Annotated in this window: 11 protein-coding genes; 7 read left to right on the top strand and 4 right to left on the bottom strand. The window is 72.9% G+C overall.

The window, feature by feature from the left end; translation table 11 throughout:
• Window positions 1–63 precede the first annotated feature (63 nt).
• The 4 genes from QF030_RS24530 to QF030_RS24515 all read left to right on the top strand — a co-directional run bounded on the left by QF030_RS24530 (window position 64) and on the right by QF030_RS24515 (window position 3,601).
• Window positions 64–867 carry an alpha/beta fold hydrolase gene (locus tag QF030_RS24530; protein ID WP_307164792.1) on the top strand — a complete coding sequence of 268 codons (804 nt, stop codon included), beginning with the start codon at window positions 64–66 and terminating at the stop codon, window positions 865–867.
• Window positions 867–2,192 (top strand): PP2C family protein-serine/threonine phosphatase, encoded by a 1,326-nt coding sequence (locus tag QF030_RS24525; protein WP_307164791.1) that lies wholly within the window; start codon window positions 867–869, stop codon window positions 2,190–2,192. Before QF030_RS24530 ends, QF030_RS24525 begins: the two co-directional genes overlap by 1 nt.
• A complete protein-coding gene (locus QF030_RS24520) occupies window positions 2,189–2,542 on the top strand; it encodes an STAS domain-containing protein (protein ID WP_307164790.1) in 354 nt (117 codons plus the stop codon). The genes QF030_RS24525 and QF030_RS24520 overlap by 4 nt, the downstream gene beginning before the upstream one ends.
• A 99-nt stretch (window positions 2,543–2,641) precedes the next feature.
• The gene (locus QF030_RS24515; protein ID WP_307164789.1) at window positions 2,642–3,601 is read left to right on the top strand and encodes an aminoglycoside phosphotransferase family protein; all 960 of its coding nucleotides are present in this window, start codon (window positions 2,642–2,644) and stop codon (window positions 3,599–3,601) included.
• Window positions 3,602–3,637: 36 nt separating this feature from the next.
• Here QF030_RS24515 and QF030_RS24510 read toward each other — a convergent pair whose 3' ends face one another.
• Entirely contained in the window at window positions 3,638–4,738 is a 1,101-nt protein-coding gene (locus QF030_RS24510; protein WP_307164788.1) for a helix-turn-helix domain-containing protein, read from the bottom strand.
• Window positions 4,739–4,836: 98 nt separating this feature from the next.
• Here QF030_RS24510 and QF030_RS24505 point away from each other — a divergent pair, with 98 nt between their 5' ends.
• A complete protein-coding gene (locus QF030_RS24505) occupies window positions 4,837–6,129 on the top strand; it encodes an MFS transporter (RefSeq protein WP_307164787.1) in 1,293 nt (430 codons plus the stop codon).
• Here the strand turns inward: QF030_RS24505 and QF030_RS24500 are convergent.
• The 3 genes from QF030_RS24500 to QF030_RS24490 all read right to left on the bottom strand — a co-directional run bounded on the left by QF030_RS24500 (window position 6,045) and on the right by QF030_RS24490 (window position 10,073).
• Window positions 6,045–6,539, bottom strand: a complete 495-nt coding sequence (locus QF030_RS24500) for a hypothetical protein (RefSeq protein WP_307164786.1) — start codon at window positions 6,537–6,539, stop codon at window positions 6,045–6,047. The genes QF030_RS24505 and QF030_RS24500 overlap by 85 nt on opposite strands.
• Before the next feature lie 42 nt (window positions 6,540–6,581).
• Complete coding sequence (locus tag QF030_RS24495; protein WP_307164785.1) at window positions 6,582–8,504, bottom strand: AMP-dependent synthetase/ligase; 1,923 nt, start codon at window positions 8,502–8,504, stop codon at window positions 6,582–6,584.
• Between the two features lie 210 nt (window positions 8,505–8,714).
• Window positions 8,715–10,073: an acetyl-CoA C-acetyltransferase gene (locus tag QF030_RS24490; protein ID WP_373428800.1), complete on the bottom strand. Its 1,359-nt coding sequence runs from the start codon at window positions 10,071–10,073 to the stop codon at window positions 8,715–8,717.
• A gap of 101 nt (window positions 10,074–10,174) precedes the next feature.
• Between QF030_RS24490 and QF030_RS24485 the strand changes: the two genes are divergently transcribed.
• Window positions 10,175–11,566, top strand: coding sequence for a 3-oxoacyl-ACP reductase (locus QF030_RS24485; protein ID WP_307164784.1), 1,392 nt, complete (start codon window positions 10,175–10,177; stop codon window positions 11,564–11,566).
• Window positions 11,567–11,574: 8 nt separating this feature from the next.
• Window positions 11,575–12,426: a MaoC/PaaZ C-terminal domain-containing protein gene (locus tag QF030_RS24480; protein WP_307164783.1), complete on the top strand. Its 852-nt coding sequence runs from the start codon at window positions 11,575–11,577 to the stop codon at window positions 12,424–12,426.
• The last annotated feature ends 10 nt before the right edge of the window (window positions 12,427–12,436 follow it).

Raw genomic sequence — 12,436 nt, 5'->3', positions numbered from 1 at the left:
CGGGCATGGAGTGACTCAGAGTGGGTACCGGGGCAGTCGGCGAGGTTTGGGAAACTGGTGGGTATGGACATCGATCGCAGGAACAACGTCAGCATCACCGGCAACGCGCAGGGACCGACGGTGATCCTGGCCCACGGGTTCGGCTGTGATCAGAACATGTGGCGGCTCACCGTGCCCGCTCTGGCCGACCGGTACCGGGTGGTGCTGTTCGACTACGTGGGAGCGGGCCGGTCGGACCTGTCCGCGTTCTCGGAGGACCGATACAGCTCCCTCGACGGTTACGCGCGGGACGTGGTGGAGGTGTGCGAGGCGCTCGACCTGCGCGACGCGGTGTTCGTCGGGCACTCGGTCAGCGCGATGATCGGTGTGCTGGCCGCCGACAGGGCTCCGGAGCGCATCGGGGCCCTGGTGATGGTCGCCCCGTCGCCGCGTTACATCGACGACGAGGACTACCGGGGCGGGTTCAGCGCGCCGGACATCGATGAGCTGCTGACGTCACTGGAGTCGAACTATCTGGGCTGGTCGGCCGCGATGGCACCGGTGATCATGGGACACGCGGACCGGCCCGAACTCGGTGAGGAGCTCAAGAACAGTTTCTGCGCCACCGACCCGGAGATGGCGCGCGTCTTCGCCCGGGCCACGTTCCTGTCGGACTCGCGGGACGACCTGAAGAGCGTGCGGGTGCCGACGCTGGTGTTGGAATGCACCCAGGACGCCATCGCGCCGCGGGAGGTCGGCGCCTTCGTGCACCGGGCGATCCCCGGCTCGACGCTGGTCACCCTCGACGCCACCGGGCACTGTCCGCACCTGTCCGCGCCCGAGGCCACCAACAGGGCGCTCACCGACTTCCTCGCGAGGCTGCCGTGATGTGCCGTTCCGGTCGGCAGCCAGATCCTGCCGACGCCGACAGGGACAGAACCCCGGACGCGGCGTTCGCCGCCCTGCTCGAGGACAGCGCCGAGGAGCTGTACGAGAGCGCGCCGTGCGGATACCTGTCCATGCTGATGGACGGCACCATCGCGAAGATCAACGCCACACTGCTGGGCTGGCTCGGTCTGGAGCGGGAGGCGGTGGTGGGCCGGATGCGGTTCACCGATCTGCTGACCGTGGGCGGCAAGCTGTACCACGAGACCCATTTCGCGCCGCTGCTGCGCATGCAGGGCAAGCTCGGCGGCATCGCCCTGGAGATGAAGCAGGCCGACGGGTCCCGGATACCGGTGCTGGTCTCCTCGGTGGTCAAGTACGGCGGCACCGGCGAACCGCTGATGATCCGCACCACCGTCTTCGACGCCCGGGACCGCCGCGCCTACGAGGAGGAACTGCTGCGCGGCCGGAAGGTGGCCGAAGAGGCGCGCAGACAGGCGGAGGCCGACCGGGCCAGATTGCAGGAGGCCCTCGCGGTGCTCCAGCAGTCGCTGCTGCCCGCCACGCTGCCGCCGGTGCCCGGGGTGGAGACGGCCGCCCACTACTACACGGCCTCCCCCGACCGGCTCGGCGGCGACTTCTACGACGTCTTCCCGGTCGACGGCAAACGCTTCGCGTTCTTCCTCGGCGATGTGTGCGGCAAGGGTCCCCAGGCCGCCGCCGTCACCTCACTGACCCGCTACACGCTGCGCGCCGCGGCCATGCACGACTCCGATCCCGTCGCGGCCCTGTCGACCCTCAACAAGGTGCTCCACGAGCGGTACTCCGGCAGCGGTGATCCGCGTTACTGCACCGCCGTCTTCGGGATCCTCGAACCCGACCCCGCCACCGGACAGGTCGCCGTCCGCATAGCCTCCGGCGGCCATCCGCCGGTCCTCGTCCTGCGCGCCGAGGGCACGGCAGACTTCCTGCCCACCCCGGGCGGACTTCTCATCGGCGTCCTGCCCGACGCGCGCTTCGTCGACGCCACCACGGTCCTCGCCCCCGGCGACACCCTGTTGCTCTACACCGACGGACTCACCGAGGCCCGTACCGGCGAGGACCGGGGCAGCCTGTACGGGGACGAGGCGCTGCGCGCCTTCGCCGCCGGGCACGCCGGCCGGTCCCCGCAGGCCGTCATCCAGGCGCTGACCGGACTGCTGGACGAGTTCGGCGACGGCCTCGACGACGACACCGCCCTCCTCGCGCTGGGCGTCCCCGGTCCCGGTCCCGACCCCGAAGCCGACCCCGCCCCCGACCCCGACCCGGCGACGAAGAGCAACCGATGAGCCCGCTGAAGATCACCACCCGAGACACCGCGACCGGTCCCGTCCTGTCGGTCCTCGGCGACCTCGACTACACCCACGCGGGACGGCTGCGCGACCTGCTCACCACGCTCAGCCTCCAGCCGGGCCAGCTCCTCGTCCTGGACCTGACGGGCATGGACTTCTGCGACTCCAGCGGCATCACCGCGCTGATCGCCGCGCACCACCAGGCGAACGCCGCCCACGCGGACATCGCGCTGGCCGGCGTTCCGGCCAACACCCTGCGCATCCTGCGCATCGTCGGCCTCGACCAGATCTTCCCCCTCCACCCCGACAGCGAGACCGCCGCCCGTCGCTCGCGGCAGAGTTACTGAACGATCCGACACGCGCCGCCGCGCGATGAGTTGTGCGGCCGTCGGGCCGGAGTCCGGGCCTTTCCGGACTCTCCCGGACCTCCCGGCACAATGGGGGCCATGATCGAGGTACCGCAGGCCTTCGTGAACGGCACCGTCCAGCGGGAGGGTGAGCGCGGCGCGGACTGGGTCGAGGGACTCCCCGCGCTGGTCGCCGAGTTGCTCGACCGCTGGGACTGTGTGCCCGACGGCGACGTCGTGCACGGCGGCGTCGGGATCGTCGTCCCCGTACTGCGACGGCCCGACCGGATCCCCGCCGTCATCAAGGCGTCCTTCCCGCACCCGGGCAACGTCCACGAGCCGGACGCCTTCGCCGCCTGGAGCGGACAGGGGGCGGTACGGCTCTACGAGCGGGACGACGCCCGCTTCGCGATGCTGCTGGAGCGGGTGCGGGCGTCGTCCCTCGCCGAGGTCGAGGACACCGAGGAGGTCGCCGTCGTCGCCGGGCGGCTCAGCCGACGGCTCGCCGTCCCCGCGCCGGACGGGCTGCCCCGGCTGAGCGACATGGCCGACGGATGGAGGCGGCAACTGCTCATGGACCAGGACGAGTTCGCCCAGGCGCTGCCCGCCCGTACCGTCGACGCGGCCCTGGACACCGTACGAGAGCTCGGGCGCAGACAGCCCGATCTGCTCGTCCACGGGGACCTGCACGCCCGCAACATCCTGAGCGCCGAGCGGGAACCGTGGCTCGCCGTCGACCCCAAGGGGTGGGCCGGGGATCCCGCGTACGACGGCGGCACCCTGCTCAAGCCGCTGATCCTCGGACACGTCGTGCGGCACGGCGACGGAGACCTGCGCCGGGTCGCCCACCGCATCCTGGACCACTTCGCCGAGGCCGCCGGGCTCGACCGCGAACGCACCCGCCGCTGGGCGCACTTCCACCTCGTCCAGGCCGCCTTCCACGGGCGCCACCACGGGTTCCGGGTCGCCCGCGAGGGGCCGCGTCTCGACTTCGTCACCCACCTCGTGGACCGGCTGGCGGAGACGCTCACCCCGTACCGGCACCCTTCGCACCCCTGACGAGCCGGTCCGTGGCCGCGCCGTGAAGTGATCGGCTCAGCGCAGCACGGCCGCCAGCAGGTCGGACCCCAGGGCCGTCAGAGCGGGCAGGTCGAGGGTGTAGCGGACGTAGCGACCGTGCCGCCGGGCCGTGAGCAGGCCAGCGCGGCGCAGTACGGCGAGGTGGCGGGAGACCTCGGGAGGCGTGAGTTCCCAGGCGTGGGCCAGCTCGCGGTTGGTGTGCGGGCCGCGGGCCAGGGTGCGCAGCAGCCGTAGCCGTACCGGATGGGAGAGAGCCCGCAACCGCAGGGTGACCGTGTCCAGCGACACCGTCTCCGGCGACACCGGCTCCGCCGAACTCTCCTCGGCCACCGGGTACTGCACCACCGGCTGCCAGCCGGGCGCGTGGACCGCCACCAGGTGCGGGCGGCCGAAGACGCTGGGGATGAAGGTGACCCCGGTGCCGTGGGCGGCGGTCGCCTTGTCCTGAAGCTTGTCCACGACGATGCAGTCGCCGTCCGGTGCCAGGGTGACCGCGTCGGAGACCGAGGCGAGCGCCGCCCCGATGCCCTGGCGCTTCAGCAGGTCGTTCTTCCTGCGCAGGTCGGTGGCGAGTCGCACGGCGACGCCCGCCCAGGCGGCGTCGAAGAAGGACTCGGCGCACTGTTCGAGGGTGTCGCGCACCCGTGCCCGTACCGCGGCCGGGTCCGCGAGCAGCCGCTCCGCGAAGGCCTCTTGCAGCGCGCCGCGGGACTGGGCCAGGTCGAGGGCCCGTTCGCGCGCACGCGCGTCGGTGAGCGGCGACCGGGCGCCGAAGTGGACCCGGTTGCTGCCGCACGTGGTGACGAGCGCGGCGGTCACACACCTCTCGTCGTCGATCCGGTCCACGTCGTCCAGCTCCTCGGCGAGAGTGGGCCGCGGCCGGGCGGGGAGCAGGAAGTCCGCCTGTGAGGAACGCCAGAGGAACTCCGCCTCCCGCAACCGCTCGGCCGGCTCCGGCCGCAGCGCGGTCCAGACGTCCCCGGCCCAGCCGGCGAGCTGCGGGTGGTGCCCGGGTTCGGCCAGCACGTGCAGCATCGCGGTCAGCTCGGCCAGCGGGGAGGCGGCGAACCGCAGTCGCTCGGCCGGCAGTCCGGCGATGTCGATCCTCAACGTCATCCCTCATCATCACCGACCGGACGGCCGACGACCGCGTCGGTTGACGGTGTCCGTCAACCGACGTGCCCGGCCCGGCGGTCGACCTCACCGTTGCGGCCATGGCACCCATCACCGACATCCGGCTCCGCGCCCTCGTCCGGGCCTCCGGAGGCCCCCGCTATGCCGTCGCCCTGGCCGTGGACGCGCTCGGCACCGGTCTGCTGCGGCCCTTTCTGCTGCTCTACGGGGTGACGGTGCTGAGGCTGTCCGCGCCGGTCACCGGCATCGCCATGACGGCCGGCATCGTGGTGGGTCTGGTGTGCATGCCCGCGGTGGGCCGATGGCTGGACCGGGGCGCACGCAGCACCGTCGTGGCGGCGTCGATGCTGGTACGGGTGCCCGGTGTGGCGTTGCTGCTGGCCACCCCGGCGGGGCACGCCTGGCCGTTCGCGACGGCGGCGCTCTTCCTCGGCATCGGCAACCAGGCCTGGCCAGCGGCTCACGCCGCTCTCGTGGCCACGGTCGCCCACGGCCGGGAACGGGACACCGCTCTGGCGGCGGGCCGCGCCCTGCGCAACGCCGGCCTCGGCACGGGCGCGCTGATCGCCACCGCGTGCCTGGCGGGCGGCGCCCCCGCGTTGCGCGCGCTGGCAGCCGTCACCGGGCTCGCCTGTCTCGCCGCGGCGGCCCTGGCGTGGTCGGTCCGGCTGCGCGCGTCCGCGGCCGCCGTCCCGGCCGGTGACAGGCGCACGGACGAGGTCAGGGCCGACGGCGCCCCGCCCCGGATGCGCGCGCTGATCGCCGCCAATGTCGTCTACGTCTTCTGCCTCAACGTCCCCGAGATCGCGCTTCCTCTGGTCCTGGTCAGCCAGTTGCACGCGTCCCCGGTGTGGTCGGCGGCCATCTTCGTGGCCAACACGGTGCTGGTGGTCACCCTCCAGGTTCCGGTCACCGTCCTGATGTCCCGCTTCTCGCGGCGGAGCGTGCTCGCTCTCGCCGGTGTGGTGCTCACCGTGTCCTACCTCGGCTTCCTCGCGGCCACCTCGCTGGGACACGGCTGGGGCGCCCCGGCCGTCGCCGTGGTGTCCGTGGTCTGCACCCTCGGCGAGATCATCTATGCCGGCAGCGCCACCGCGCTCGTCACCGTCCTCGCCCCGGCCCATGTCCTGGGCCGCACCCTCGCCCGCTTCGAGCTCTCCACGGGCTTCGGCCTCGCCGTGTCCCCGGCGGTCATCACCGCTCTCGCGCCCCACGGCCCGGCCGCGCTCTGGGGCGGCCTCGCCGGTGCGACGCTCCTGTCCGCCTCCGCCGTCGCCATCGAGAAGGATCAGGGAACGCAGCCCAAGGACTCCGGAACCGGGCCCAACGGGTCCGCCGTCAGCACGTCCGGAGCGCTCAGCGCCTCCTCGTAGACCTGGCGCTCGAAGACGAAGGGACCCAGGGGCAGTTCGCCCCACTCCTCGCGCTCCGGGTAGTGGAAGCCGGACCAGGTGACCGCCGTCGGGGTCACGGCGATGCGGGCCATGAGGGGCCAGCACTGCCAGATGCCACAGGGGCAGCCGAGGAGCGGGGTCCGCAGGGCTGTCCGCAGGAACGGGTTCTCGGGGAAGTCGAGGACGCCCAGCCCGCCGTGCTGACCCCAGATCAGCTCGGCCGACTCCCGCTCCTGGTCCTCGAACTGGTCCTCCAGCTCCGGCCGCCACAGCTCACGCGTAGCCCACGCGGTCCGTGCACGCAGATCGACGCCGTCGACGCGGACACCCCAGACCAGGGCGGTGGGGTGATCGTCCCAGGGATGGTGGAGGAACTCGACGCCGTTCACGCACCGCATGCTCCCCGGCCGCGAGTCACCCCGCAAACCCTTTCAGTGCTGGTACAGCCCCTCCACCTGGTCCGCGAAGTCCGCGAGGACGGCCTCGCGGCGGAGTTTCATCGAGGGGGTCAGGTGGCCGGCGTGCTCCGAGAAGTCGGTCGGGAGGATGGCGAAGCGGCGGATCGACTCGGGGCGGGAGACCAGCTTGTTCGCCTCGTCGATCGCCCGCTGGAGCACGGCGTGCAGTTCCGGGTCGTCCATCAGCAGCTCCACCGGGACCGGGTGCTTGCCGTTCATCTGGCGCCAGTGGGTGAGGCCGTCCGGGTCGAGGGTGAGGAGGACGGAGACGTAGGGCCGGCCGTCGCCGAGGACCATGGCCTGGGAGATCAGGGGGTGGGACCGCAGCCAGTTCTCCAGGGGCGCGGGGGCGACGCTCTTGCCGCCCGCCGTGATGATCATCTCCTTCTTGCGGCCGGTGATCGTCAGATATCCCTCGTCGTCCAGTTCGCCGATGTCGCCGGTGGGCAGCCAGCCGTCGGGAGCGGCGGGGACCACGCCCCCGGCCGCCGGGTCCCAGTAGCCGCGCAGGACGTGTTCGCCGGCGATCAGGATCTCGCCGTCCGCCGCTATGCGGATCTTCGTCCCCGGCAGGGGCCAGCCGACCGTGCCCAGGCGGGGCTTGAGCGGCGGGGTGACCGTGGACGCGCCGGTCGTCTCGGTCAGGCCGTAGCCCTCGTAGATCTCGATGCCCGCGCCGAGGTAGAAGGCCGAGAGGCGTCGGCCCAGGGGCGAGCCGCCGCAGATGGCGTGGCGGACCCGGCCGCCCATGGCGTTGCGGATGCGACGGTAGACGAGCGGGTCGTAGAAGGTGCGGGCGGCGCGGAGGGTGGCCGCCGGGCCGGATCCGGTGCCGGTCTTCTGCGCCTCGGCCGCCTCGCCGTAGCGGCGGGCCACGTTGACCGCCCGGTCGAAGGAGGACAGCTTGCCGCCGGCCTCGGCCTTCGCGCGCGCGGAGTTGAAGATCTTCTCCAACATGTACGGGATGGCCAGCAGACAGGTGGGTCTGAAGGCCGCCAGGTCGGGGAGGAGTTCGTCGGCCTTCAGGCTCGGGGCGTGGCCCAGGCGGACCCGGGCGCGGACGCAGGCGATGGCGACCATGCGGCCGAAGACGTGGGACATGGGGAGGAAGAGCAGGACGGAGAGGTCCTCGCCCTTGGCCTTGAAGACCGGGTGGAGCAGTTCGATCGCGTTGTCGACCTCGGCGAAGAAGTTGCCGTGGGTGAGCGCGCAGCCCTTGGGTCGGCCCGTGGTGCCGGAGGTGTAGATGAGGGTGGCGATCGTGTCGGGGACCAGCATCCCCCGGCGGATCTCGACCTCGGCGTCCGGTACGTGCTCGCCCGCCTCGATCAGCCGGTCCACATGGCCCTTCTCCATCACCCACAGGTGGCGCAGGTCGGGCAGCCGGTCGAGTTCGGGGCCGAGGGCGGCCGCCTGGGAGATGCTCTCGGTGACCAGGGCGACGGCGCCCGAGTCGTGGAGGATCCAGCGGGTCTGGAAGACGGAGGAGGTCGGGTAGATCGGGACGGTGACCAGGCCGGCGGCCCAGGCCGCGAAGTCGAGCAGCGTCCACTCGTAGGTCGTGCGGGCCATGATGGCGAGCCGGTCGCCGGGGACGAGGCCCTCCGCGATCAGTCCTTTGGCCACCGCGTGGACCTGGGCGGCGAAGCGTTCGGCCGTGATGTCCGTCCACTCGCCGTCCTGCCCCTTACGGCTGAGGACCACCGCTTCGGGGGCGGCGGCCGCGTTGTCGTAGGGCAGGTCGGCGAGCGAGCCGTACGTCACCGGGCGCGCCAACGCCGGTACGGACGCCTCCCGTACGGCGCCGTCCAGTCGTCGTGTCTCGGGTTCCACCAGGGTGGGCGGAGCGTCGGGGTCGGCGTAGGCCGGACCGGCGGCTGGGTACGGGGTGGACACGGGCGGCTCCCTGGGCGTGCAGCGACGAAACTGCTTGCTGCATGACGTACGTGCCTCGCATACCGAGGCGTTCAACCGGGATGCCCCCTATGAAAGGGGTTACCGCCAGTTAGGTAGGGGATCGTACGGCGCGCACGTGTGGGGCTTGTGCGTGTTCCGGGATGTTCCGGGGCTGGGGATGTGCAATCTCGGGGGTTATGTGAGGAATGTTCATGTTCGCTCCAGAATCGCCGTGACCCCCTGTCCGCCCGCCGCGCAGATCGAGATCAACCCCCTTGCGGGGCCCTCCCGTTCGGCGAGCAGTTTGGCCAGGGTCGCCACGATGCGGGCACCCGTCGCGGCGAAGGGGTGGCCGGTGGCGAGGGAGGAGCCGGCCACGTTCAGCCGGTCGCGGTCCACCGGGGCCAGCCCCTGCTTCTCCCAGGCGGCGAGCGTCGCCAGCACCTGGGAGGCGAAGGCCTCGTGGATCTCGACCAGGTCGAAGTCCTCGATGCCCAGACCGGTCCGCGCCAGCATGCGCGGGACAGCGTACGCGGGCGCCATCAGCAACCCGTCCTCGCCGCCCGCGACGTCGCCCCGCACGAAGTCCACGGCCGCCGTCTCGTACGCCGTCAGGTAGGCGAGCGGCTCCAGGCCCCGCGCCTCGGCCCACTCCTCGGAGGCGAGGAGCACGACCGCCGCGCCGTCCGTCAGCGGCGTCGAGTTGCCCGCCGTCATGGTCGGTTCGGGCCCGTCCGTGCCGAACACCGGTTTCAGCGCGGCCAGTTTTCCGGCCGTGGAGTCCGGGCGCAGGTTCTGGTCGCGGGCCAGGTCGCGGAAGGGAACCACCAGGTCGCCGAAGAAGCCGCGTTCGTAGGCGGCCGCGAGCCGCTGGTGACTGGTGGCCGCCAACTCGTCCTGGGCCTCGCGCCCGACGCCCCAGGCACGTGCGGTGACCGCCGCGTGCTCGCCCATGGACAGACCGGTGCGCGGTTCGGCGTTGCGCGGGATCTCGGGGATGAGATGGGAGGGGCGGATCTGCGCGAGGGCCGCCAGGCGGGCGCCCGTCGACTTGGCCCGGCGGGCCTCCAGGAGGATCCGGCGCAGGCGGTCGTTGACGCCGAGCGGGGCGTCGCTCGCGGTGTCCGCGCCGCCCGCGATCGCGGACTCGGTCTGGCCGAGGGCGATCTTGTTGGCGGCGGCGATCACGGCCTGCAGGCCCGTGCCGCAGGCCTGCTGGATGTCGTAGGCGGGGGTGCGTGCGTCGAGTCTCGAGCCGAGGACGGTCTCGCGGGCGAGGTTGAAGTCGCGGCTGTGCTTGAGGACGGCCCCGGCGACCAACTCTCCCACGACGCCCGGCACGTCGAGCGCGTAGCGGTTCACCAGGCCGTTCACGGCCGCCGTCAGCATCTCCTGGTTGGAGGCGGTGGCGTAGGGGCCGTCGGAACGGGCGAAGGGGATGCGGGTGCCGCCGACGATCGCCACGCGGCGGATGCGCGGCAGTTCGGGCCGGGGTTGCGGCGCGCCGCCCTCCGCGACCTTCAGATGGCTCACTCGCCGGCTCGCCCGTGACGGTTCCGAGGTACTCATCTCGACCTGCTCCTCACCCGTGACCTAGACTTACCCACGGTAACCTTACTTCAGAGTAAGCACCCGGTACGAGGTGTGCGCCGAGCCCGTGGGAGATCATCATGGCCGACCGCTATCTGAGCTTCACCGCCACGGCCCCCGGCCGGTTCCTCACCGCGCGGCTCGGGCTTCCGCAACCGGCCCCGCTGAGCCGCTGGTCGGCCGAACGGCCCGCCCTGGACGGCCCTTTGCTGCACCTCACGGCCGGCGGCCCGTCCGGGCTCGACCTCGCACCGGTGCTGGCCCGCACCGGGCTGCCCACCGCCACCGCAGAGGCCGTCGGAGCGGCCACCGGATCCACCGGAGGCGGCACCGCGTCCGCCACCGGGGCCGCCCGCAGCGGGGCCGCCCGACCCGCCGCCGTCGTCCTGGACGCGACCGGCGTCCGTGACGTCGACGCGCTCGCCGAGGTGCACGCGGCCCTGCACCCGGTCGTGCGGTCGGTCGCGGCGAGCGGACGCGTCGTCGTGCTGGGGGCTCCCCTGGACGCCCGTGACCACCACCAGGCGGCCGTGCAGCAGGCGCTCGAGGGCTTCGTGCGGTCCCTGGGCAAGGAGATCGGGCGGGGCAGGACGGTGAACCTCGTCCGGCTGACCGACGCGTCCGCCGCCGAGTCCACGCTGCGTTTCCTGCTCTCCCCCAAGTCGGCGTACGTCAGCGGCCAGGTGATCGGGGTGGGGGCCGCGGGGGCCGAGGGGTCCGACGGCCCCGTCGACCCGGCCCGTCCCCTCGCCGGCCGTACGGCCCTCGTCACCGGCGCCGCCCGCGGCATCGGCGAGGCCGTCGCGGAGACGCTGGCCCGGGACGGCGCCCATGTCGTCGTCCTGGACGTGCCGCAGGCCGAGGAGGACGCCCGCCGGGTCGCCGCGCGGCTGGGCGGCAGCGCCCTCACGCTCGACATCACGGCCGCCGACGCGGGCGAGCGGATCGCCGCCGAGCTGCCCGACGGACTGGACGTGCTGATCCACAACGCGGGGATCACGCGGGACCGGCGGCTGGTCAACATGCCCGCCGAGCGCTGGAGTCCGGTGCTCGACGTCAATCTCGCGAGCGTCCTGCGCACCACGGACGCGCTGCTCGCCAAGGGCGCTCTGCGGCGGGGCGGACGGATCGTGGCCACCGCCTCCATCGCCGGACTCGCGGGCAACGCGGGGCAGACGAACTACGGCGCGAGCAAGGCGGGCGTCGCCGGTCTGGTCCGGGCTCTCGCGCCCCTCGCGCTCGCCGAGCACGGGGTCACGGTGAACGCGGTGGCGCCGGGCTTCATCGAGACGAGGATGACGGCCGCGGTGCCGTTGTTCATCCGCGAGGCGGGCCGCCGGATGAACTCCCTCGCGCAGGGCGGCCTGCCCGTCGACGTCGCGGAGACGACCGCCTGGCTCGCCCATCCGGCGTCCGGCGCGGTGAACGGACAGGTGGTGCGCGTGTGCGGCCAGAGTCTGCTGGGGGCGTAGTGACCGGCATGGTGACCGAACTGTCCGGGCCTCCGTCGCTCGGTCCGCTGCTCGCCCTCGGCGCGCTGCGCTCGCCGTTCAAGCGGCCCCGGCCGGGCGTCGCGTTCCCCGGCACCGGCGACCGGCTGGTCCTGCCCGAGCTGCGGGTGGATCTGGGCCGGCTGGCCGCGTACGAGCGGGTGTGCGGCTTCCCGACCGGCGAGGACGCCCTGCCGCTCACCTACCCCCACGTCCTGGGCTTTCCGCTGGCCATGCGGATCATGAGCGGCCGCGGCTTCCCGCTGCCGCTGCTCGGACTCGTCCACACGTCGATCGAGATCACCCGCCACACCGCCCTCCCGGCCACCGCAAGCCACGAACTCGCCGTGCGGGTCGAGCGGTTGGCCCCGCACCGGCGCGGGACCGAGGCGGTCGTCGTCACGGAGCTGCGGGACGCGGGCGCGGTCGTGTGGGAGTCGACGAGCACCTATCTGGCCCGGCACCCCACCGAGGCCCCACCCGCCCCGCGCGAACCCGGATCCCGCCCGCTTCCCGTGCTGGACGAGTGGCGGCTCGCCGCGGATGTCGGACGGCGCTACGGCGCCGCGTCGGGCGACCGCAACCCCATCCACCTCCACCCGCTCACCGCCCGCCTCTTCGGCTTCCCCCGGGCCATCGCGCACGGCATGTGGACCGTGGCCCGCTGCCTCGCCGCGCACGGCACCCCGCAGGCCGTACGGGTGCGCGCGGAGTTCCGGGCGCCGGTCCTGCTGCCGGGCACGGTGACCTTCGCGGCGGACGGCGAGCGCTTCGAGCTGCGCGGGACGGGAGAGGCCGGACGGGTGCATGTGAGCGGACGGGTGGATCCGCTCGCGCCATGACAGGCCCGGC

Origin of the sequence: Streptomyces rishiriensis (assembly GCF_030815485.1) — a bacterium.
GTDB classification, from domain to species: Bacteria; Actinomycetota; Actinomycetes; order Streptomycetales; family Streptomycetaceae; genus Streptomyces; species Streptomyces rishiriensis_A.
This window is presented reverse-complemented; position numbering and strand designations above follow the sequence as displayed.